General features: G+C 59.2%; 15 protein-coding genes. 10 read left to right on the top strand and 5 right to left on the bottom strand.

All coding sequences use genetic code 11. From position 1 onward, the window contains the following. Positions 1-15: 15 nt before the first annotated feature. On the top strand, positions 16-690 hold the full coding sequence (gene rpiA, locus AC097N_RS09955) for a ribose-5-phosphate isomerase RpiA (RefSeq protein ID WP_479580800.1): 675 nt from the start codon (positions 16-18) through the stop codon (positions 688-690). A 9-nt stretch (positions 691-699) separates the two neighbouring features. On the opposite strand, the gene AC097N_RS09950 is transcribed toward rpiA, so the two are convergent. The 5 genes from AC097N_RS09950 to AC097N_RS09930 form a co-directional block, all read right to left on the bottom strand. Continuing rightward, entirely contained in the window at positions 700-1,344 is a 645-nt protein-coding gene (locus AC097N_RS09950) for a glutaredoxin family protein (protein ID WP_479580799.1), read from the bottom strand. Positions 1,345-1,355: 11 nt separating this feature from the next. After that, entirely contained in the window at positions 1,356-3,392 is a 2,037-nt protein-coding gene (locus tag AC097N_RS09945) for a M3 family metallopeptidase (protein ID WP_479580798.1), read from the bottom strand. Between the two features lie 99 nt (positions 3,393-3,491). Then, positions 3,492-4,361, bottom strand: coding sequence for a bifunctional methylenetetrahydrofolate dehydrogenase/methenyltetrahydrofolate cyclohydrolase FolD (folD, locus tag AC097N_RS09940; protein WP_479580797.1), 870 nt, complete (start codon positions 4,359-4,361; stop codon positions 3,492-3,494). A gap of 73 nt (positions 4,362-4,434) precedes the next feature. Beyond that, the gene (locus AC097N_RS09935; RefSeq protein ID WP_479580796.1) at positions 4,435-5,061 is read right to left on the bottom strand and encodes a response regulator transcription factor; all 627 of its coding nucleotides are present in this window, start codon (positions 5,059-5,061) and stop codon (positions 4,435-4,437) included. 14 nt (positions 5,062-5,075) lie between these two features. Next, positions 5,076-7,586, bottom strand: coding sequence for a PAS domain-containing sensor histidine kinase (locus tag AC097N_RS09930; protein WP_479580795.1), 2,511 nt, complete (start codon positions 7,584-7,586; stop codon positions 5,076-5,078). A 218-nt stretch (positions 7,587-7,804) separates the two neighbouring features. On the opposite strand from AC097N_RS09930, the gene aceE reads away from it, so the two are divergent. The 9 genes from aceE to AC097N_RS09885 all read left to right on the top strand — a co-directional run bounded on the left by aceE (position 7,805) and on the right by AC097N_RS09885 (position 23,413). Continuing rightward, entirely contained in the window at positions 7,805-10,516 is a 2,712-nt protein-coding gene (gene aceE / locus AC097N_RS09925) for a pyruvate dehydrogenase (acetyl-transferring), homodimeric type (protein ID WP_479580794.1), read from the top strand. Positions 10,517-10,546: 30 nt separating this feature from the next. Further along, positions 10,547-12,220, top strand: a complete 1,674-nt coding sequence (gene aceF / locus AC097N_RS09920; protein WP_479580793.1) for a dihydrolipoyllysine-residue acetyltransferase — start codon at positions 10,547-10,549, stop codon at positions 12,218-12,220. A gap of 19 nt (positions 12,221-12,239) precedes the next feature. Continuing rightward, a complete protein-coding gene (locus AC097N_RS09915; protein ID WP_479580792.1) occupies positions 12,240-12,824 on the top strand; it encodes an MFS transporter in 585 nt (194 codons plus the stop codon). 18 nt (positions 12,825-12,842) lie between these two features. Next, positions 12,843-14,693: a dihydrolipoyl dehydrogenase gene (lpdA, locus tag AC097N_RS09910; RefSeq protein WP_479580791.1), complete on the top strand. Its 1,851-nt coding sequence runs from the start codon at positions 12,843-12,845 to the stop codon at positions 14,691-14,693. 198 nt (positions 14,694-14,891) lie between these two features. Further along, positions 14,892-17,960: a type I restriction endonuclease subunit R gene (locus AC097N_RS09905; protein ID WP_479580790.1), complete on the top strand. Its 3,069-nt coding sequence runs from the start codon at positions 14,892-14,894 to the stop codon at positions 17,958-17,960. Next, positions 17,950-19,200: a restriction endonuclease subunit S gene (locus tag AC097N_RS09900; protein WP_479580789.1), complete on the top strand. Its 1,251-nt coding sequence runs from the start codon at positions 17,950-17,952 to the stop codon at positions 19,198-19,200. Before AC097N_RS09905 ends, AC097N_RS09900 begins: the two co-directional genes overlap by 11 nt. Beyond that, positions 19,197-20,438 (top strand): AAA family ATPase, encoded by a 1,242-nt coding sequence (locus AC097N_RS09895; protein WP_479580788.1) that lies wholly within the window; start codon positions 19,197-19,199, stop codon positions 20,436-20,438. The genes AC097N_RS09900 and AC097N_RS09895 overlap by 4 nt, the downstream gene beginning before the upstream one ends. A 276-nt stretch (positions 20,439-20,714) precedes the next feature. After that, positions 20,715-21,809 (top strand): PDDEXK nuclease domain-containing protein, encoded by a 1,095-nt coding sequence (locus AC097N_RS09890; protein WP_479580787.1) that lies wholly within the window; start codon positions 20,715-20,717, stop codon positions 21,807-21,809. Continuing rightward, positions 21,806-23,413, top strand: a complete 1,608-nt coding sequence (locus AC097N_RS09885; RefSeq protein ID WP_479580786.1) for a type I restriction-modification system subunit M — start codon at positions 21,806-21,808, stop codon at positions 23,411-23,413. The genes AC097N_RS09890 and AC097N_RS09885 overlap by 4 nt, the downstream gene beginning before the upstream one ends. Positions 23,414-23,576 lie beyond the last annotated feature (163 nt).

Below are 23,576 nucleotides of genomic sequence, written 5' to 3'. Positions count from 1 at the left end.
TTTTACTTGAACAACATGCTTTCACAAGACGAATTGAAAACCCAGGTCGGCCAGGCGGCCCTTGCTTATGTGGTGCCGGGTGAGATCGTGGGGGTGGGCACGGGCTCTACTGTCAACAAATTCATCGACGCCCTGGGCACAATGAAAGACCAGATCAAAGGCGCCGTGTCCAGTTCCGAGGCCAGTACCGTGCGTTTGAAAGCGCTGGGCATCCCCGTGTTTGATTCCAATGACGTGACCGAACTGTCTGTCTACATCGACGGTGCGGACGAGATTGACGGCCAGGGCCATATGGTCAAGGGCGGTGGCGCTGCCCTCACGCGCGAGAAGATCGTGGCCGCCTTGTCGCGCCAATTTGTCTGTATTGCCGACGAGTCCAAGCTGGTGCCCACGCTGGGCAAGTTCCCGCTGCCGGTGGAGGTGATTCCGATGGCGGCCAAGCAGGTCATTCGCCAGTTTGCCGCGATGGGCGGCCAAGCCCAGGTGCGCCTGAAGGACGGTCAGCCGCTCATCACCGACAACGGCCAGGTCATTGTGGACGTGCTGGGTCTGCAGATTGCGGACCCGCTGGCTTTTGAGTCGCAGGTCAGCCAGTGGCCCGGTGTGGTGACCGTGGGTGTTTTTGCCCACCAAAAAGCGCAGGTTTGCCTCCTGGGTACCACCAACGGCGTCAAGACCTTGACGTTTTAAGCGTTTCTTTCAGAACTGGATGCCCGCCGGGTTGGCCGCTGGGTCGACAGCGGGGCGGACCGGTTCAGCCAGCGCACGTTTGGCGGGGGCCTCTTCGGACTTGGGCGCCGGTTTTTGGACGACGACCAGTGGCGTGGCCGCCGGGTTGCGATAACCTGCAGGCAACACGGAGGCCTTGGGGTAGCCCGCCGCATCCAGAAACTGCGTCCACTCCGAATCGGCATAACCCTTGATCTGCTGCCCGCCAATGGTCAGAAAGGGCAGGGAGCTTTCACCGCTGATGCGTTGCAGTGCCTCCATGTCGTCGTTGGTCGACACTGTTTTTTCAGTGAACGGCGTGCCCCGGTTGCTGAGCAAGGCCCGACCGGACCCGCAGGGTACGCAGTTGCCGGAGGTATAGAGCGTGACCGGGTATTTGCTGACGACCTGTCGCAACTCAAACGGCAGCGCCGGGCCCCCCGCCAGGACTTTGCCCCCCGCACCCGTGGCGGTGGCATTGGCGGACGCCGCCGGTGGCTTGTCCGAGAAGGTGATCTTGCCGTCCGCGCCCACCACCTTGTACACGGTTTGCGCCTGGGTCAGGCTGGCCGTCAGCAGCAGCGCTGCCGACAGGGCGGCAGCGCAGCCGCGGGTGGGTGGGACTTGTTTTTTCACGATGAACCCCTTCAAGTTTGGCCGGACATGCCCTGGTGGCGCAGCAAGGCATCCAGATTGGGCTCGCGCCCGCGAAAGGCCTTGAACGACTCAATGGCCGGACGGCTGCCACCGGCTTCCAGAATGGCTTGACGGTATTTTCGGCCTGTCTCCAGATTTGGCAAGCCGTCGGTGCCCACCGTCTCTTCAAACGCGGCATAGGCGTCGGCGCTCAGCACCTCGGCCCACTTGTAGCTGTAATAACCCGCGGCATAACCGCCGGCAAAAATGTGGCTGAAGGTATGGGCCGTGCGGCTCCAGCTGGGGGGCTGCAGCACGGACACTTCGGCACGCACCTGGTTGAGCAGGGGCATCAAATCCTGCGCGGGGTCGTGGGCGGTGTGCAGCAGCATGTCAAAGAGCGAGAACTCGATTTGGCGCAGGGTCTGCATGCCACTCTGGAAGTTTTTGGCCGCCAGCATCTTGTCAAACAACGCGCGGGGCAGGGGCTCGCCGGTGTCTACATGGGCGGTCATGTGCTTGAGCACATCCCATTCCCAGCAAAAGTTTTCCATGAACTGGCTGGGCAGCTCCACCGCATCCCACTCCACGCCGCTGATGCCAGAGACATCGCGCTCGTTGACCTGCGACAGCAGGTGGTGCAGGCCATGGCCGAATTCGTGGAACAGGGTGGTCACATCGTCGTGCGTGAGCAGAGCCGGTTTGCCGTCCACACCCTCGGCAAAGTTGCACACCAACTGGGCCACGGGGGTTTGCAGTTGCTGCGTGTCGGGGCGCAGCCAGCGGGTGCGCACGTCGTCCATCCAGGCGCCGCCGCGCTTGCCCTTGCGCGCTGACGGGTCGAGGTAGAACTGGCCAACCAGTTGTCCTGCGCGCTCGATGCGGTAGAAACCAACCCCGGCGTTCCAGACGGGTGCGCTGTCTTTTTGGATGCTGACGTCGAACAGGGTTTCGATGATCTTGAACAGGCCGGCCAGCACCTTGGGCGACGTGAAGTACTGTTTGACTTCCTGCTCGCTGAAGGCGTAACGGGCTTCCTTGAGCTTCTCGCTCACAAAAGGCCAGTCCCAGGCCTGCGGGCTGCTCAGGTTCAGGTGCTGCGTGGCAAATTCCCGCAGGTCAGCCAGGTCTTTTTCCGCGTAGGGTCGGGCCTTGGTGGCCAGGTCACGCAAAAAGGTGACCACTTGTTGTGGCGAGTCAGCCATCTTGGGCGCCACCGAGAGTTCGCCGAAGTTCTGGTAGCCCAAGAGCTTGGCTTCTTCCAGGCGCAGGGCCAGCATGTCGGCGATCAGGGCCGAGTTGTCGAACTTGAGGGCTTCTCCATCAGCCTGGTCGGACGCGCGCGTGACGTAGGCCCGGTAGAGCTTTTCACGCAAGGCGCTGCTGGTGGCGAACTGCATGACCGGCAGGTAACACGGCATTTTCAAGGTCAGCTTGTAGCCTTCCTTGCTGTCCGCCTGGGCCGCGGCCAGGGCGGTTTGTTTGACGTCTTCGGGCACACCCTCAAGTTCGGAGGCCTGTGCGTAGTAGGCGAAGGCGTCGGTGGCATCGAGTGCGTTCTCGCTGAATTTTTGGCCCAACTCGGCCTGACGCTCCTGAATAGCCGCAAAACGCTCCCGGGCAGCACCCACCAGTTCGGCACCCCCCAGCACAAAGTTGCGAATGGCGTTTTTATGAGCCTGGCGCTGCTCGGTGTCGAGCGTGGACACATCGATGGCCTTGTACTTGGCGTACAGGCGTTCATCAGCCCCCAGGCGGGTGAAAAACTCGGTTATCTTCGGCAGTGACTCGTTGTAGGCGGCGCGCAACTCCGGCGTGTCGGCCACGCTGTTGAGGTGGCTCACGGCGCCCCATGAGGTGCCCAGCTTCTCGGTGGACACATCCAGTACCCGCGCAATCTCGCGCCACTGCGCAGGGAATTCGGGGGCTGTCACGGTCTCCAGAGCGGCGCTGGCATCGGCCAGCAGCACCTCAATGGCCGGGCCGACGTGGGCGGGCTCAATCTTGTCAAAAAGGGGGAGACCGTCGAACTGGAGGAGTGGATTCATGGTGTGGGGGGGGGGGGGCCGCTGGTGACGCGCTGGTTGAAGATCAAAAAGCCAGACCGGCTGGCTCGGTAGTGTTAGCTGGAGGCGTGAGCCGCCATTTCAAGAACCGGCGGCGACCCGTTCAGCCGCTTCCAGCGTGTTGACCAGCAGCATCGTGATCGTCATGGGGCCCACGCCACCGGGTACGGGCGTGATGTAGCCCGCCACCTGTTTGACACCGGCAAAATCCACGTCACCACACAGTTTGCCCTCGGCATTGCGGTTCATGCCCACATCGAGCACCACTGCGCCGGGTTTGACCATGTCCGCGGTCAGCACGTTGACCTTGCCCACCGCCGCGACGATGACGTCGGCCTGCAGGGTCATGGCCTTGAGGTCGGCGGTAGCGCTGTGGCAAATAGTGACGGTGGCGTTTTTCTGCAGCAGCATCAGGGCCATGGGCTTGCCCACGATGTTGCTGCGGCCAATCACCACGGCGTGTTTGCCCTTGAGGTCGTAGCCAATGCTTTCCAGCATCTTCATGCAGCCGTAGGGCGTGCAGGGCCAGAAGCCAGGTTGACCGACCATCAGGGCGCCTGCGCTGCCGACATGAAATCCGTCAACGTCTTTGGCAGGTGAAATGGCCTCGATGACCTTGTTGGCATCAATGTGGGCGGGCAGCGGCAATTGCACCAGAATGCCGTGGATGGAGGGGTCGTTGTTCAGGGCGTCCACGCGGGCCAGCAGCGCCTGCTCGGACAGGTCGGCCGGAAACTGCTCCAGCACCGAGTGCAGGCCGCCCTCCTGGCAGGCCTTGACCTTGTTGCGCACATACACCTGCGAGGCGGGGTTGTCGCCCACCAGGATCACGGCCAGACCGGGGGTAATGCCCTTTTGCTTGAGCACGGAGGTGCGGGTGGCAACCTCGCCGCGCAGTTGGCGGGACAGGGCATTGCCATCAATGATTTGGGCTTCAGGTTGAGCGGTCATGATTCTGGTTTTTAAATAAAAAAGCCCGCTAGCCTAGGCGGAACGGGCGGGAGTAGCTATAGAAAGAATAGCGTCAAGCTTTGGGGGCATTTTGCCCAAGGGCAATTTTCAGCAAATCGGCTACGGTGTTGGCGTTGAGCTTTTCCATGATGTTGGCCCGGTGGGCTTCCACGGTCTTGATGCTGATGCCCAGATCGTCGGCTATTTGCTTGTTCAGGCGGCCGGCCACGATGCGCTCCAGCACCTGGGATTCACGCAGCGTCAGGCGGGCCATGAGGGCGCCGCGGCTGGCGGCACTCTGGTGCTCGGCAAACGAGCCCTTGGCCTGCTCCAGCATGCGCTCGACCAAGGGCACGAGCTGGTCTTCCTTGAAGGGTTTCTGGATGAAATCCATCGCGCCTTTTTTCATGGTGTCGACCGCCATGGGCACGTCGCCGTGGCCGGTGATGAACACGATGGGCAGGGGCGAGTGGGTCTCGATCAGGCGGTTTTGCAACTCAATGCCGGTCATGCCACCCATGCGGATGTCCACAATCAGGCAGGCGACTTCGCGCGCATCGTAGCGGCTCAAAAACGACTCGGCGGACTCAAAACAGCGCACCCGGTAGTCTTTGCCCTCCAGCAGCCATTGAAGCGAGTCGCGAACGGCTTCGTCATCATCCACAACATAAACCGTGCCTTTTTTAGGTATCAAACTCATGCGTTATCCCGGATTTACCCTGGAGTCCTTGGTTGTCTTTGTGAGAGTTGTGACTTGAGTGGAAGGGCGTCTGTCACAGGTATCCAAAAGGAAAAATTGCACCCCGACACATCGCCGCCATTGTAGATGTTCTCCGCTTTCATCCTGCCCATATGCGACTCCACAATCGAGCGGCACAGGCTCAGGCCAATGCCCATGCCATCGGCTTTGGTGGAGTAGAAGGCTTCATACAGCCGGGCCTGGACTTCAGGGGCGAGGCCCTGGCCAGAGTCCATCACCATGAATTCGATGACCGGCTTGTCGTCCACCATTTTGGGCGCGACCCGTAGTTTGACAATGCGCTGGTCGGTTTTGCGCTGGGCTGCGTCAACGGACTCGGCCGCGTTTTTGAGCAGGTTGACCAGCACCTGCTCGATCAGGATGGGGTCCACCAGCAACGGAGGCATGCGGGGGGCCACGTAGTGTGTGAGCCGCACATTGCGACGGCGCAGTTCAATCTCGGCCAGTTCCACCGCTTCGCTCACCATGCCTGCAATCTCGGACAGGCTCCGGTTGGGTTCGCTGCGTTTGACGAAGGAGCGGATCCGCTGAATGATCTGGCCCGCCCGGTGGGCCTGTTTGGCGGTTTTTTCCAGCGCCCCCAGCAGGTCTTCTTCGCTGATCTTCTGGTCTTTGATGCGCGAGATCATGCCGGTGCAGTAGTTGTTGATGGCCGTGAGCGGTTGGTTCAGCTCGTGCGCCACGCTGGAGGCCATTTCACCCATGGTGATCAGGCGGCTGGCCGTTTGGGCGCGTTCGGTCTGTGCGGCCGACTGTTCTTCGGCCAACCGGCGGGCTGTGATGTCGGTGGCAATCACCATCTGGGCCAGGCGGCCATCGACCCAGCTCAGGTAACGGGTGCGCACCTCCAGCCACTTGCCCAGCGTCTCCAGATACACCTCGGCACTTTCGGCATCGCTGTCCGGGAGCAGGTTGGTCGGCAGCCCAGCGAAGGCGTCCACATTGTCCAGCGACTCGTCGCTGGGTGGCGTGGCCGGCACGCCGGCCTGTGCCACCAGTTGCAAGTGGCCGCCGGCCTGGGTGCCGAACCACAGGCGGTAGAGTTTGTTGGCAAAGAGCAGTTCGTCGCTGCCCAGCGGCGCCACGGAGATGGAGGCATCCAGCGCTTCCAGCACGGTGGTAAACCGTTCGTGTGAGGCCGAGAGTTGCTCGCGAATCCGCGTGGGCTCGGTGATGTCCGTCATGGACGTCATCCAGCCGCTTTGCGTGCCACGTGCGTCGATCAACGGCGAGACGTAAAGCCGGGCGTCAAAGATCATGCCGTCCCGGCGTTTGACCCGTACCTGAATGCCGCCAGGCAATGTCTTGCCGGCCAGCTCTTCCTTGAGCCGGTTGGCCAGGGCGTCAATATCCTCTTCGGGCCAGTAGGGGAAGGGCGGCGTTCTGCCCACCAGTTCGGACTCGCTCCAGCCGGTCATCTCGCAGAAGGCGGTGTTGACGTAGGTGATGCGGCCATGCATGTCGAGCGCCCGCATGCCGGTCAGCATCGAATTTTCCATGGCGCGCCTGAAGCTGGTCTCCGAGATCAGCGCCTGCTGCGCCTGCATGCGTCGGCGCGTATGGCGCCAGTTGGCAATCAGCATCCAGGCCGTCATCACGCTGAGCACGGCCACCAGCCAGAACAAGCCGCTGCCGATGACCCCCAACGAGGCCCGGTAAGCCTGGGCCCGGATGACAAGCCCATTGCCCACAGGCGACACCGGCACCTCATAGACCACAGCGGGGGTTGCCCAGGGCAGTAAGCTGCTGGCCCGCGTGCGTGCCGGAACGCTGGTGCCCGCCAGCAGCGCGTCGTTGGCATCACGGAACGACACGGCATAGCGGGCCGAGACCTCTGACGGCACGCCGTATCGGAACAGGCCGTCTACCGAGTACTCGGCCAGCAGCACCCCCATGAAGCGGGCGCGGTCGCTGAAGGGAATGTGCAGCTGCAGCACCGCGGCGGTGTCTTTCACCGCACTGCGCTGCCAGTAAATGGGTTGCTCGGTTTCCCGGGCCAGGTTGTAGGTGCTTTCGGTTTCGCCACTTTTGAGAATGCTGCCCGCCAGGCGAAGCTGGTTGGACGACATGCTGGCCGTGCCCACGCTGGAGCGGATGCGCCGGCGTTCATCGATCCAGCTCAGGCCTTGCAGCTCGGGGTACTGGTTGATCAGCGCCTCTGCTCGGCTGCGGAAATCATCGGCGTCCAGTTCGCGGTTGGACAGCTCCCGCGCGATGCGCATGAGTTGCTCCTGGCGCTCCAGCAAACGCAGCCGAAGGCGCTGCTGAGTGTATTCCACGTCACGCCTGACGGCCTCCTGTTCCCGGTCGATTTCTTCAATCCGCAGGTACGCAAACGCCGCTCCGATGGCGGCCAGAAACAGCACCACGGCCACCAGCGGTGCCAGCACGGCAAAACGGTCCTGACGCTGGGGAGCCAGTCGCTGCCACCAGCGTTGCACGCGCGCGACAGGGGGGAGGGTCATGGGGCTGGGGAAAAAGAGCGAACGGGTCCAAGGCATGGGCCCAAGTGTAGGGGAGGCGCCTCCTGCCTCCAGGTTGGTGGAAAGTGTCCATGTGACTTGTATATTTTGTAATATGAAATCATCAGGCACCATTTGAAATTTTGAGAAAAATGTGAGAAAATTTATTTGTGCGTGATAAAACTCGCGTGCGATCAGTCAGAAAAACTCAGGAGACAAGCATGTCAGCAATTCCCGAAAATTTATTGGGCTCGATTCCGCAAGATGCGGACAGCCAGGAAACCCGTGAGTGGATGGATGCCTTGAGCGCCGTTATTCAGAGCGAAGGCCCCGAGCGCGCTCACTTTTTGCTTGAGCAATTGCTGGAGCACGCGCGTCAGAGCAGCATCGACATGCCGTTCTCCGCCAACACCGGTTATGTCAACACCATTGAGACAACCCAGGAAGCCCGTTGCCCTGGCAACATCGAAATTGAAGAGCGCCTGCGCGCCTACATGCGCTGGAATGCCATGGCCATGGTGGTCAAAGCCAACCGCCATCACCCTGTGGATGGGGGTGATCTGGGCGGCCACATTGGTTCATTTGCCTCGCTGGCCCACATGTTTGGTGCCGGCTTCAACCATTTCTGGCATGCTGAGAGCGAAAACCATGGCGGCGACTGCCTCTATATACAAGGCCACGTGTCGCCTGGCGTTTATGCCCGCGCTTACCTGGAAGGCCGCCTGACGGAAGAGCAGCTGCTCAATTTCCGCCAGGAAGTTGATGGCAAAGGGCTGTCGAGTTACCCACACCCCAAGTTGATGCCCGAGTTCTGGCAATTCCCTACCGTCTCCATGGGCTTGGGCCCTTTGATGGCGATTTACCAGGCCCGTTTCCTGAAGTACCTGCATGCCCGTGGCATTGCCAACACCGAAAACCGCAAGGTCTGGGTGTTCTGCGGCGACGGCGAAATGGACGAAGTCGAATCCCTGGGCGCCATTGGGCTGGCGGCCCGCGAGAACCTGGACAACCTGATTTTTGTCATCAACTGCAACCTGCAGCGCCTGGATGGCCCGGTGCGCGGCAACGGCAAGATCGTGCAAGAGCTTGAAGGCGAGTTCCGCGGCGCGGGCTGGAATGTGATCAAGCTCCTGTGGGGCAGCGAGTGGGATCCCCTCTTGGCGCGTGACAAGGACGGCGCCTTGAAGAAGCTGATGATGGAAACGCTGGATGGCGACTACCAGGCCTTCAAAGCCAACGACGGTGCCTACGTGCGCAAACACTTCTTCGGCCGCGACCCGCGCACGCTGGAGATGGTGGCCCACATGAGCGACGACGAAATCTGGGCCCTGAAGCGGGGCGGCCATGACCCTAAAAAGGTGTACGCGGCTTACCACCAAGCGGTCAACCACAAAGACCAGCCCACGGTGTTGCTGATCAAAACCGTCAAGGGTTTTGGCATGGGCAAGAGCGGTGAAGGCAAAAACAATGTGCACCAGACCAAGAAGCTGACCGACGAAGACATCAAAATCTTCCGTGACCGTTTCAACATTCCAATTCCAGACAGCCAGTTGGCTGAAGTGCCGTTCTACAAGCCGGCCGATGACACGCCTGAAATGCAGTACCTGCATGAGCGTCGCAAAGCGTTGGGGGGTTACCTGCCGCACCGCCGGACCAAGTCGGACGAGCAGTTCACCGTGCCCTCGCTCGATACGTTCAAGACCGTGATGGAGCCCACCGCCGAAGGCCGCGAGATTTCGACCACCCAAGCCTATGTGCGCTTCTTGACCACGCTCCTGCGCGACCAGGCCCTGGGCCCCCGTGTGGTGCCTATTCTTGTGGACGAAGCCCGTACCTTTGGCATGGAAGGTTTGTTCCGTCAGATCGGTATCTACAACCCCGAAGGTCAAAAGTACACCCCGGTTGATAAAGACCAGGTGATGTACTACCGCGAAGACAAAGCAGGCCAGATTCTGCAAGAAGGCATCAACGAAGCTGGCGGCATGAGCAGCTGGATTGCTGCGGCCACCTCCTACAGCACCAACAACCGGATCATGATCCCGTTCTACGTGTACTACTCCATGTTCGGCTTCCAGCGCATTGGCGACCTGGCCTGGGCTGCTGGCGACATGCAGGCACGCGGCTTCTTGCTGGGCGGCACCTCCGGGCGCACCACGCTCAACGGCGAAGGCCTACAGCACGAAGACGGCCACAGCCACATCATGGCGGGCACGATTCCCAACTGCATCAGCTACGACCCGACCTTTGCGCATGAAGTGGGCGTCATCCTGCATGAAGGCATGAAGCGCATGGTGGAGCGTCAGGAGAATGTGTACTACTACATTACCCTGCTGAATGAAAACTACCCGATGCCCGGCCTCAAGCCCGGCACCGAAGCGCAAATCATCAAGGGCATGTACCTGTGCAAGCCCTCTTCTGACGAAGCCAACAAGCTGCGCGTGCAGTTGCTGGGTTCGGGCACGATCCTGCGCGAGTCGATTGCCGCGCAAGAGTTGCTGGAAAAAGACTGGGGCATTGCGGCCGACGTCTGGAGCTGCCCCAGCTTTAACGAGCTGACCCGCGACGGTCAGGACGCCGAGCGCTACAACCTGCTGCACCCTGCCGGTGAGCAACGTGTGTCGTTTGTGGGTCAACAACTGGCGGGCTCAACCGGCCCCGTGGTGGCTTCCACCGATTACATGAAGGCCTATGCCGAGCAGATTCGCTCCTTCATTCCGAAGGGCCGCACCTACAAGGTGCTGGGCACCGACGGCTTTGGCCGCAGCGATTTCCGCTCCAAGTTGCGTGAGCACTTTGAGGTGAATCGTCATTACATCGTCGTCGCCGCGCTCAAGGCCTTGAGCGAAGAAGGCACCGTGCCGGTGTCCAAAGTGGTGGAAGCGATTGCCAAATATGGCATCCAGACCGACAAGGTCAACCCGCTCTACGCCTAAGCCCGCCACAACAAGAACACGGAGACACGTATGTCTGTCATAGAAATTAAAGTACCTGATATCGGCGACTTCGCCGAAGTGACCGTCATTGAGTTGATGGTCAAAGTGGGCGACACGGTGAAAGCCGAGCAGTCCCTGATCACCGTGGAGTCCGACAAGGCCTCCATGGAAATCCCGTCCAGCCACGCTGGTGTGGTGAAAGAATTCAAAATTGCATTGGGTGACAAAGTCAAAGAAGGCTCGGTCGTGTTAACGCTGGAGGTGGCGGGCGTAGCCGCTGTGCCAGCACCCGCTGCTGCAGCGCCTGCTGAAGCATCAAAACAGGCTGCAGCCCCCGCTGCACCTGCGCAGGCAGCTCCTGTTTCTGTAGCTGCAGCTGTCGGTCCGGTTGAAGTGCGTGTGCCTGATATTGGCGACTTCAAGGACGTGGCCGTGATTGAAATCATGGTCAAAGTGGGCGACAACATCCGCGTGGAACAGTCGCTGGTCACGGTCGAGTCGGACAAGGCCGCGATGGAGATTCCGTCGTCCAGCGCTGGCGTGCTCAAGGAGCTCAAGATCAAGGTCGGTGACAAGGTCAACATTGGTGACCTGATCGCCCTGCTTGAAGGTGTGGCCCCCGCGGGTGCCGTGGCGGCTGTGCCTGCTGCCGCTGCAACGCCAGCTGCTGTTGCTGCCCCAGTGGCCGCGGCAGCCGCTGTGGCTCCCGCTGCGGCAACGCTTGCCGTACCGGCGCACAACCCGACCACCGCTCCCGTAGGCTTGCCCCACGCATCGCCCTCGGTGCGCAAGTTTGCCCGCGAACTCGGCGTGCCCCTGAATGAAGTCAAAGGCAGCGGCTTGAAAGGCCGCATCACCGACTCTGACGTGCAGTCCTTCACCCGTTCCGTGATGAGCGGTGCTATTCAAACTGTAGCTGCTCAGGCACAGTCCAAGAGCGCTGCAGCTGGTTCTGGCAATGACGGCGCAGGCCTGGGCCTGATCCCGTGGCCCAAGGTCGACTTCACCAAGTTCGGCCCGGTCGAGCGCAAGGATATGTCGCGCATCAAGAAGATCAGCGGCGCCAACCTGCTGCGCAATGCGATCATGATTCCGGCCGTCACCAACCATGACGACTGCGACATCACCGATTTGGAGGCCTTCCGCGTCTCCACCAACAAGGAGAACGAGAAGTCGGGCGCCAAGGTCACCATGCTGGCTTTCCTGATCAAGGCCTGCGTGGCTGCGCTCAAGAAGTTCCCCGAGTTCAACAGCTCGCTCGACGGCGACGCGCTGATCTACAAGCAGTACTTCCACATCGGTTTTGCGGCGGACACGCCCAATGGCCTGATGGTGCCGGTGATCAAGGATGCCGACAAAAAAGGCATCATGCAAATCTCCGCCGAGATGGGTGAGCTGGCCAAAAAGGCGCGTGACGGCAAGCTGAGCCCCGCGGAAATGTCGGGCGCTTCGTTCACCATCTCGTCCCTGGGCGGCATTGGCGGGCGTTACTTCACGCCCATCATCAATGCGCCTGAGGTGGCGATTCTGGGGGTCTGCAAATCGACCATCCAGCCGGTGTGGGACGGCAAGGCTTTCCAGCCTCGTTTGATGTTGCCTTTGAGCCTGACCTGGGATCACCGCGTGATCGACGGCGCCGCAGCGGCCCGCTTCAACGTGTACCTGGGCCAGATCCTGGGCGATTTCCGCCGGGTCATGCTTTGATCCACACGGAGCGCTGGGCATGACCACCGTCGTCGTCGTCAAAAAAGCCGGGATGGTGGCCATTGCGGCCGACACCCTGATCACCTTTGGCGACACGCGGCTCAGCCATCGTTTTGAGCCCAACAGCAAGCTGTTCAAGGTCGACACACCGGCAGGCCCCAGTTATGTGGGCATTGCCGGTACCGTGGCGCACTTTCCGGTGTTGCGCAAGGCCATGACGGCCTTGCCCAAAGAACAGTTGTTGCTGGGCAGCAAGGACGAGGTGTTTGACACCTTCACCAAGCTGCACCCGCTGCTCAAAGAGACGTTTTTCCTGCAAACCAAGGAAGACGACAACGACCCCTACGAGTCCAGCCAGTTCAGCGTGATGATTGCGAATGCCTCTGGCATTTACGGCCTGTACAGCTACCGCGAAGTGTTTGAGTTCAACGAGTTCTGGGGCATCGGCTCGGGGCGCGGCTTTGCACTTGGCGCCATGTACGCCAGCTGGAATCACACGAAAACTGCGCGCGAACTGGCCACCATTGGCGTCACGGCAGGTTGCGAGTTTGATAAAAACTCCGCTGGCCCGATTGACATCTTCACCGTCAAATTGAAAAAGTAAAAAAGAGAGAGACACCTTATGGCATCCATCGACATCAAAGTGCCCGACATCGGCGATTTCGCCGAAGTGACCGTGATCGAACTCATGGTCAAAGTGGGCGACACCATCAAACCCGAACAAAGTCTGATCACCGTGGAGAGCGACAAGGCCTCCATGGAAATCCCCGCCAGCCACGGCGGCGTAGTCAAAGAGCTCAAAGTCAAGCTCGGCGACAAAGTCAAAGAAGGCTCGCTGGTGCTGGTGATTGAAGGCGCGGCTGATGCAGCGGCGCCTGTTTCAGAGCCAAAACAGGCTGTAGCCCCCGCTGCACCTGCGCAGGCAGCTACACAAACTATAGCAACTGCTGCGCCGGTAGCCGCACCCGCCGCCGCCAGCTTTGGCGGCACGGCCGATCTGGACTGCGACCTGCTGGTGCTCGGTGCCGGCCCTGGTGGTTATTCAGCGGCTTTCCGCGCTGCAGACCTGGGGCTCAAAGTCATCCTGGTCGAGCGTTATGCACAGCTGGGCGGCGTGTGCCTGAACGTGGGTTGCATCCCCAGCAAGGCGCTCCTGCATGTGGCCGCCGTGATGGACGAAGTGAGTCACCTCGGTGCCCTGGGCATTGAGTTTGGTGCGCCCACCGTCAACGTGGACACCCTGCGTGGCCACAAAGAAAAAGTCATCAACAAGCTCACCGGCGGGTTGGCTGCCATGGCCAAGATGCGCAAAGTCACCGTGGTGCGCGGCTACGGCGCCTTCGTCGGTGCCAACCACGTGTCGGTTGAAGAAACCAGCGGCACCTCGCAAGAGAAAACCGGCAAGACGCAAACCATTGCGTTCAGACGAGCCATCATCGCTGCGGGCTCACAAGCCGTGCGCCTGCCCTTCATGCCGAACGATCCCCGTGTGGTCGATTCCACCGGCGCACTGGCGTTGAAAGAAGTCCCCAAGCGCATGCTGATTCTGGGCGGCGGCATCATCGGCCTGGAGATGGGTACCGTCTACAGCACGCTGGGCGCCCGCCTGGACGTGGTTGAAATGATGGACGGCCTGATGCAGGGCGCCGACCGCGACCTCGTCAAGATCTGGCAAAAAATGAACGCGCCACGCTTTGACAACATCATGCTCAAGACCAAAACGGTAGGCGCCCGCGCCTTGCCCGAAGGCATTGAAGTGACGTTTGCCCCGGCGGAGGAGGGCGGCACCGCCCCCGCGCCGCAGGTGTACGACCTGGTGCTGCAAGCCGTCGGCCGCACACCCAACGGCAAGAAGATCGCCGCCGAAAAAGCCGGTGTGGCGGTGACCGACCGTGGCTTCATCAACGTCGACATCCAGATGCGCACCAATGTGCCGCACATCTTCGCCATCGGCGACATCGTCGGTCAGCCCATGCTGGCCCACAAGGCGGTGCATGAAGCCCACGTGGCGGCTGAAGTCATTGCCGGTGAACTGCAGGGCAACAAAGAGCTGGCCGCTGCGGCCTTCAACGCCCGCGTGATTCCGAGCGTGGCCTACACCGATCCCGAAGTGGCCTGGGTCGGCCTGACCGAAGACCAGGCCAAGGCGCAAGGCATCAAGGTCAAAAAGGGTCTGTTCCCCTGGACGGCCTCTGGCCGCGCCATTGCCAATGGCCGCGATGAAGGCGTCACCAAACTGCTGTTTGATGACTCGCCGGAAGCGCATGGCCACGGCAAGATCCTCGGCGGCGGCATGGTCGGCACCCACGCGGGCGACATGATCGGCGAGATTGCACTGGCCATCGAGATGGGCGCCGACGCAGTGGACATCGGCAAGACGATTCACCCGCACCCAACCCTTGGAGAATCCATCGGCATGGCCGCGGAAGTGGCGCATGGTAGTTGTACGGATTTGCCGCCGGCACGCAAGTAGATCGCTAAAACGCTATTAATTCAATAGCTGGCCGCGCACGACCTATAAGGGCTGCGCGGCTTTTTTATGCTTAGACGGGGGCGTGCGTAGGCTTGTCGTTGGCATGACAGGCCAAGCGGTCACAATCGTGGGTAATTTCTACAGCGAACAGCCCCAAATTAGTCGATAACCTCAGTCGACAACGTCAATTGCCAACCCATGCCTTCATCCAAGTTCACCTACGCTCAGCCATCTGGTACGCAGAGTTCTGTCGTCAAAGAGGAGCACATCGAATACGGCTTCATCGGCAAGCTCCAAGGCCTTAAATACGAATATCGGGCTGACATCCGGGACCGCGCATCACTGGAGCGCAACTTCCGTGAAAAGTTCGAGGCCCTCAACCGCGTCAAGCTGTCGGATGGTGAATTCGCCCGCCTGCTGGACGAAATCATCACCCCCGATGTCTTCACCGCCGCCCGCACCCTACGCGGCATCAACGCCTTCACCCGCGAAGATGGCACGCCGCTGAACTACACCCTGGTCAATATCAAAGACTGGTGCAAAAACACCTTTGAGGTTGTCAACCAGCTGCGCATCAACACCGACTACAGCCACCACCGTTACGACGTGCTCATCCTCATCAACGGCGTGCCGTGCGTGCAAATCGAGCTGAAAACGCTGGGCATCAACCCGCGCCGCGCCATGGAGCAGATCGTTGATTACAAAAACGACCCCGGCAACGGCTACACCAAAACGCTGTTGAGCTTTTTGCAGCTCTTCATCGTCAGCAATCGCACCAATACCTACTACTTCGCCAACAACAACGCGCGCCATTTTGCGTTCAATGCGGATGAGCGCTTTCTGCCCATCTACCAGTTTGCGGACGAGGCCAACAACAAGATTGCCCAGCTCGACGAGTTTGCGGACAAGTTCCTCGTCAAATGCACCCTGGGCCAAACCATCAGCCGTTACATGGTGCTGGTGGCCAGCGAGCAAAAGCTCTTGATGATGCGGCCCTACCAGGTGTATGCGGTCAAGCAAATTGTGGACTGTATCCACCAGAACTGCGGCAACGGCTACATCTGGCACACCACCGGCAGCGGCAAAACGCTCACCTCCTTCAAAGCCTCCACCCTGCTCAAGGACAACCCCGACATCGAGAAATGTCTTTTTGTGGTGGACCGAAAAGACCTGGACCGCCAGACCCGCGAGGAATTCAACCGCTTTCAGGAAGGCTGCGTGGAGGAGAACACCAACACCGCCGCACTGGTGCGCCGCCTGCTGTCTGACGACTACGCCGACAAGGTCATCGTCACCACCATCCAGAAGCTGGGCCTGGCGCTGGATGAAAACAGCAAGCGCAACAAACAGCAAAAGAAGGATGGCAAGGCCACCTACAAGGAGCAGCTAGCGCCACTGAGCGACAAGCGCATCGTTTTCATTTTTGACGAATGCCACCGCTCCCAATTTGGCGCGAACCACGACGCCATCAAAGAGTTCTTCCCCAAGGCGCAGCTCTTTGGCTTTACCGGCACGCCCATCTTTGAAGCAAACGCAACAGCCAAACAGTTCGAGGGCGAGGAGGGGCAGTTCAGAACCACGGAAGACCTCTTCCAAAAGCAGCTGCACGCCTACACCATCACCCACGCCATTGAAGACGCCAACGTGCTGCGCTTCCATGTGGACTACTTCAAGCCCGAAGGCAAGAGCCAACTCAAGCCCGGCGAGGCACTGGCCAAGCGGGCGGTGATAGAAGCCATCTTGGCCAAGCACGATACGGCCACCGCCGGGCGGCGCTTCAACGCTGTATTGGCCACCGCCAGCATCAACGACGCCATCGAATACCACCGCCTGTTTGCCGAACTGCAGCAGGCCAAGCACACGGCTAACCCAGCATTTGCACCCCTCAACATCGCTTGCGTCTTCTCGCCCCCCGCCGATGGCGATGCTGATGTGAAGCAGATTCAAGACGACCTGCCGCAAGAAAAGGAAGACAACCAGGTGGACCCCGAGGGCAAAAAAGCCGCCCTCAAAGCCATCCTGGCCAACTACAACGCCCGGTACGGCACCAACCACACCATCAGCGAATTCGACCTGTACTACCAGGACGTGCAAAAGCGCATCAAAGACCAGCAGTGGCCCAATGCGGACTACCCCGCTGCCAAGAAGATCGACATCACCATCGTGGTGGACATGCTGCTCACCGGCTTTGACAGCAAGTACCTCAACACCCTGTACGTAGACAAAAACCTCAAGCACCACGGCTTGATACAGGCTTTCTCACGCACCAACCGCGTGCTCAACGGCACCAAACCCTACGGCAACATCCTCGACTTTCGTCAGCAGCAAGACGCTGTGGATGTCGCTATTGCCCTGTTCTCGGGCGAGAAAACGGGCGAGCAAGCCCGCGAAATCTGGTTGGTGGACAAGGCCCCGGTCGTCATCCAGAAGCTGGATGCTGCCGTCACCAAGCTGGCCGACTTCATGCAAAGCCAAGGCTTGGCCAGCACGCCCGAGGCCGTACACAGCCTCAAGGGCGACGAGGCACGCGCTGCTTTCATCAAAAATTTCAAGGAAGTGCAGCGCCTCAAAACCCAGCTCGACCAGTACACCGACCTGACCGAAGACAACGCCACCGCCATTGAGCAGATCTTGCCCGCCGAGAACCTGCAAGGCTTTCGCGGCGCGTACCTCGAAACCGCCCAGCGCCTCAAGGCACAGCAAGCACAGCAGGACAAAGGCGGTAAGGGCGGGGGCGACGCTGCAGATGTGGACCAACTCGACTTTGAATTTGTGCTCTTCGCCAGCGCCGTCATTGACTACGACTACATCATGGGCCTGATGTCCCGCTACTCGCAGCAGGTGCCGGGCAAGCAGAAGATGAGCCGCGAACAGCTCATTGGCCTCATCCAGGCCGATGCCAAGTTCATGAGCGAGCGCGACGACATCGCCGCCTACATCAACACCCTGAAGGCGGGCGAGGGCTTGAGCGAGGCCGCCATCCGCGAGGGCTACAGCCGCTTCAAGAAGGAGAAAGACAGCACGGAGCTGGCCGCCATTGCCACCCGGCACCAGCTAGCACCCGTCGCCCTGCAAGCCTTTGTGAACGGCATCTTGCAACGCATGATTTTTGATGGCGAAGCCTTGAGCGATCTGATGGCCCCGCTGGACCTGGGCTGGAAGGCCCGCGCTCAAGCCGAACTGGCGTTGATGAAAGAGCTGGTGCTCTTGCTGACCAAACGCGCGCAGGGGCGTGAGATTTCTGGGCTGAGTGCGTATGAGCAATAAGGAAAAGGCTTTGCTGGTGCCTAAGCTCAGGTTTCCTGAGTTTCGAGATGCAAGGGAATGGAAAACTACCATCTTGGGCGACTTGTCCGAAGTCGTTCGCGGTGGCTCGCCACGTCCGATTGATGGTTTCCTCACAACCGCTGCCGATGGCCTCAACTGGTTGAAGATTGGAGACGTTGATAAGGAAGCGAAATTCGTTACCCAAACCGCTGAGAAAGTTCGAAGGGAAGCGCTGAGTAAAACCAGAGTCGTAAACCCCGGGGACCTGATTCTTTCGAATTCGATGAGCTTCGGTCGCCCCTACATACTTCAGATAAGAACGTGCATTCATGACGGCTGGATTGCGATCACGAGCATCGCCGAGGAAACAGAGCGGGACTTTCTCTACTATCTGATTTCGGCACCGGGCAGCCAAAGCTACTTCGTCGACAACGCCGCTGGCAGTGGTGTCCAGAACTTAAACGCTGACATCATCAAGGCTCTGCCCGTCTGTTTCCCGGTCCCGGTCGAACAACAAAAAATCGCTGATTGCCTAAGTTCGTTGGATGAGCTGATCGCCGCGCAAGTCCGCAAAGTGGACACGCTCAAGACCCATAAAAAAGGGCTGATGCAGCAGATTTTCCCCCGCGAAGGCGAAACCCAACCCCGCCTGCGGTTTCCAGAGTTTCGGGATGCTGGGGAGTGGGTACCCAACCGGCTCTCCGGCATGGTTGATCTTATTTCTGGGATGCATCTTTCGCCCGACGAATACAGCGCCAGCGGAGAGGTTCCTTACTTCACAGGGCCATCTGATTTCACAAACGATCTTCAAAACGTCACGAAATGGACAAAGCGGACTGCGAACGTTTCGCAGGCTGAGGACACGCTGATTACGGTCAAGGGCAGTGGCGTGGGCGAAATATGGTATTCAATGCTTCCTGAAGTAGCGATGGGGCGACAACTCATGGCCGTTCGCGCAAAGCATGGCTCTAACCGATTTATCTTTCAATTTCTGTTAACTAAGAGATCGCGCTTCGAAGACTTGGGTTCAGGCAATCTAATTCCAGGACTATCGCGTGTCGTCATCCTTGAGTTAGAAGCACGTTTTCCTTCCCAGCCTGAACAAGAGCGCATTGCCAACTGCCTCAACTCCCTCGACGACCTCATTACAGCCCAAACCGACCAACTCGAAGCTCTCAAGACCCACAAGAAAGGGCTGATGCAGCAGCTTTTCCCCTCGGCGGAGGCGGTTGAGGCATGAGCGAGAAGCCAAAGATTCACCGCTTCACAGACATGCGCAGGCTGGTTGCCCGGCTGCGCGATGACCTGAATGGTGGCAACCAGGATTTTGTGCTGCTCTATGCCTACAACGGCACAGGCAAGACCCGCCTTTCAATGGCGTTTAAGGATGCGGGCAAGAAGCGGACTTCGCGGCCTTTTCGTGTCGGCGACCATGTGAACCAGCCACTCACGATCACAGAAACTGTGGGCGACACGCTCTACTTCAACGCCTTTACCGAAGACCTATTTTCGTGGGACAACGATTTAGAAAACGACACCGCGCGGCGACTGCACATCAATACCGGCTCGAAGTTCTTTCGGGGCCTAAAGGACTTGGCCCTCGACGAGCGCATCGGCTACTACCTCGGGCGCTATGCGGACTTTCTGTTCGACATTGATTACGACCAGTGGACCATCAGTTTTCGCAAGGGTGAGGATGCCCGCCACATCAAGGTGTCTCGTGGTGAAGAGAACATCTTTATCTGGTGCCTGTTCATGGCCATTTGTGAGCGTGTGATCGACGGGCTAGAGACATATTCGTGGGTAAAGTACCTCTACATTGACGACCCCATTACCTCGCTGGACGACAACAATGCCATAGCGGTGGCCAGCGATTTGGCCAAGCTGCTGCGCGAGGCCAAGAGCAGAACCCGCCCGGAAGCGGTGGCAGCCGATGGGCCGGGTGAGGCCGACAACCCACCGCGCATGGTTCCCGCGCCCATCAAGGCGGTGGTGTCATCCCACCACGCCCTGTTCTTCAATGTGGTGTGCAATGAGCTGAAGAAGGATGCGCACAAGAAGTATTTCCTCCACCGGCCTGAGCGCGGCGCCACCTATACGCTGCGCGCGACGGATGACACACCGTTTTTTCACCATGTGGCGATGCTGGCTGAAGTGCAGAAGGCCGCCGGGAATGGAAAGCTCTACACCTATCACTTCAATATGCTGCGTAGCATTTTGGAGAAAACGGCCACCTTTTTCGGGCACGATGATTTTTCTGCCTGCATTCAGGGTTTTGATGACACCGAGCTATATGCTCGTGCGCTCAATCTGTTGAGCCACGGCAAGTACGACATCTATCAGCCTATGGCAATGGTGGACGACAACAAGCGGCTTTTCAGGCAGATCCTTGATGCATTTTTGGGCCGCTATAAATTTTCTCTGCCTGACATCCTTGAGCGACCCGCCACCAAAGCCGTCCTGGCTCCAACTCCATGAACGACTTGATTCTTTACACCACCGAGGACGGGAGAAGCCAAATTCGGCTTCGGGCTGATCTGGGCACGGTGTTCCAGGAATCAGTTGTCAACCAACGGTTGACAACTGCCGCCGACGGCAAGAACTACCGCGTCCCTACCCGGCTCGGCAACTGTCAAGGAATGCTTGACAGTTCAGGCATCAAGACGTCGCCCGAGAAGCGGCCGGCGAGTGATCGATTTGCTACACGTTGTGTAGCAAATTCATCGTCCTTGGCAAGACAATAAGTAACAGCCTATGACTGGAAAAAACAAGAAACAACTTGGCAAGAAGATCAGCGGAGGTAGCACTCCCGCTGAAGGCTTAGCGCCATTGCTGGGCGCCTTGCGCCAGCTGATTGCCGATTCACGCCAGCAGGTGCTGCGGGCTGTGGACACCGCGCAGGTGCAGACCTACTGGCACATTGGGCAGCACATTGTGGAGTTTGAGCAAGGCGGTGCGCAGCGGGCGGCCTATGGGAAGCGGCTGCTGCCACAGTTGGGGCAGGCTTTGTCGGCGGAGTTTGGGCGAGGGTTTGATGCCACCAATTTGCGGCACATGCGTGGGTTTTATCTGGCCTTCCCAATTCGCGACGCACTGCGTCGCGAATTAAGCTGGACGCACTACCGCCTGCTGTTGCGGGTAGACAGCGCCGAGGCCCGCCAGTGGTATGTGCAAGAGGCAGCGGCCCAGAACTGGAGCACGCGGGCGCTGGAGCGGCAAATCGGCAGCCTCTATTACGAGCGCTTGCTGTTGAGCCAGGACAAGGTAGCCGTAAGCAATGAAGCACAGGCCAACATGGCTGCGCTGGACCAATCGCCACGCGCTTTTGTGCGCGACCCGGTGATGCTGGAGTTTCTGGGTCTGCCCGACACGGGCCGGCTATTGGAAGCAAAGCTGGAAACGGCGTTGATGGACAAGCTACAGCAGTTTTTGATGGAGCTAGGCAAGGGCTTTGCCTTTGTGGCCCGCCAACAGCGCATCAGCACCGAAACGCAAGATTTCTACATTGACTTGGTGTTTTACAACTACTTGCTCAAATGCTTTGTGCTGATTGACCTGAAAACAGGGCCTCTCACGCACCAGGACGTGGGGCAGATGGACATGTATGTGCGCATGTACGACGACCTGCGCCGGGGCGAGGGCGACAACCCCACAGTGGGCATCTTGCTGTGCGGCAGCAAAGACCAGTCGGTGGTGCGCTATTCGGTGCTGAACGGCAGCGAACAACTTTTTGCCAGCAAGTACCGCTTGGTCTTGCCCAGTGAGGAAGAGCTGCGGCTGGAACTGCAACGGGACCGTGAAGAAATTGAAGCCCACAATAGCCTGCGTGGCGAAGACAACGAAACATGACTGAACAAAACCAAAAACAACTGGGCAAGACCCTCTGGGCCATTGCCGACCAACTGCGCGGGGCCATGGATGCGGATGATTTCCGCGACTACATGCTGTCGTTCCTGTTCTTGCGTTACCTGTCTGACAACTACGAGGCAGCGGCCAAGAGGGAGCTGGGCGCGGACTACCCTACACAGATCGACAGTTCTGTATCGACACCCTTGCAGCTCTGGTACGAGGGCAATCTGGACGATGTGCCTGCATTCGAGAAACAAATGCGCCGCAAGGTGCATTACGTTATTGAGCCGCTGCACCTGTGGAGCAGCATTGCCAATATGGCTCGCACGCAGGATGGCGAAATGCTGAGCACGCTGCAGGCGGGGTTCAAATACATTGAAACCGAATCATTCCAGAGCACGTTTGCGGGCTTGTTTTCAGAAATTGACCTGGCCTCGCCCAAGCTGGGAAAGACCTACACCGAGCGCAATGCCAAGCTCTGCACCATCATCCAAAAAATCGCCGATGGGCTGGCAGGGTTCTCCAGGGAGATGGACGCGCTGGGCGATGCCTATGAATACCTGATTGGCCAATTTGCCGCTGGCTCGGGCAAGAAAGCGGGGGAGTTCTACACGCCCCAGCAAATCTCCGACATTCTTTCCACCATCGTCACCCTGGATAGCCAGGAGCCTAAAACGGGCGTAAAGCAACGGCTGGAAAGCGTGATGGACTTTGCCTGCGGTTCGGGATCGCTGCTGCTGAACGTGCGCAAGCGCATGGGGCCGCATGGCATTGGCAAGATTTACGGCCAGGAAAAGAACATCACCACCTACAACCTGGCCCGCATGAACATGCTGCTGCACGGGGTGAAGGACACCGAGTTTGAAATCTTCCACGGCGACACGCTGACCAACGACTGGGACATCCTGCGGGAAATGAACCCGGCCAAGAAGCCCACGTTTGACGCCATTGTGGCCAACCCACCGTTTAGCTACCGTTGGGAGCCTACCGACGCGCTGGCCGACGACGTGCGCTTCAAAAACCACGGCCTGGCCCCCAAATCAGCGGCCGACTTTGCCTTTTTGCTGCACGGCTTTCATTTCCTGAAAGACGAGGGTGTGATGGCGATCATCCTGCCTCACGGCGTGTTGTTCCGTGGTGGTGCGGAGGAACGCATCCGCACCAAGCTACTCAAGGATGGGCACATCGACACGGTGATTGGTCTGCCGTCGAACCTGTTTTATTCCACTGGCATTCCGGTTTGTATTCTGGTGCTCAAGAAGTGCAAGAAGCCGGACGACGTGTTGTTCATCAACGCGGCGGAGCACTTTGTCAAAGGCAAGCGCCAGAACCTGATGACGGACGAACACATTGCCAAGATCATCAAGACCTACCAGTTCCGCGATCAAGAGGTGCGTTACTCACGCCGGGTGGAGATGGCCGAGATCGAGAAGAATGACTACAACCTGAACATCTCGCGCTACATCAGCACGGCGGTGGGCGAGGCAGAGATTAGTCTGGAAGCGACGCATGGCGAGTTGGTTGAGATTGAGAAAGCCATTGCGACGGCAAAGCACAAGCACAACGAATTCCTGAAAGAGCTGGGGTTAAGTCAGTTGCCATAAGCTGGTCTGACTAACTGGTGTGCTCGTATGGCCAAAGTCCCTCAGTTCGCCATCGGCGACATCGTGGGCCAGCCCATGCTGGCGCACAAGGCGGTGCATGGCCGTTGCACGGACTTGCCGCCTGCGCGGAAGTAAGCTGCTAAATCGCTATTAATTTAATAGC

This window comes from Rhodoferax sp. LS1R11, from assembly GCF_056521395.1.
Note: the sequence above shows the minus strand (reverse complement) of the source record. Positions and strands in the feature narration are given on the sequence as shown.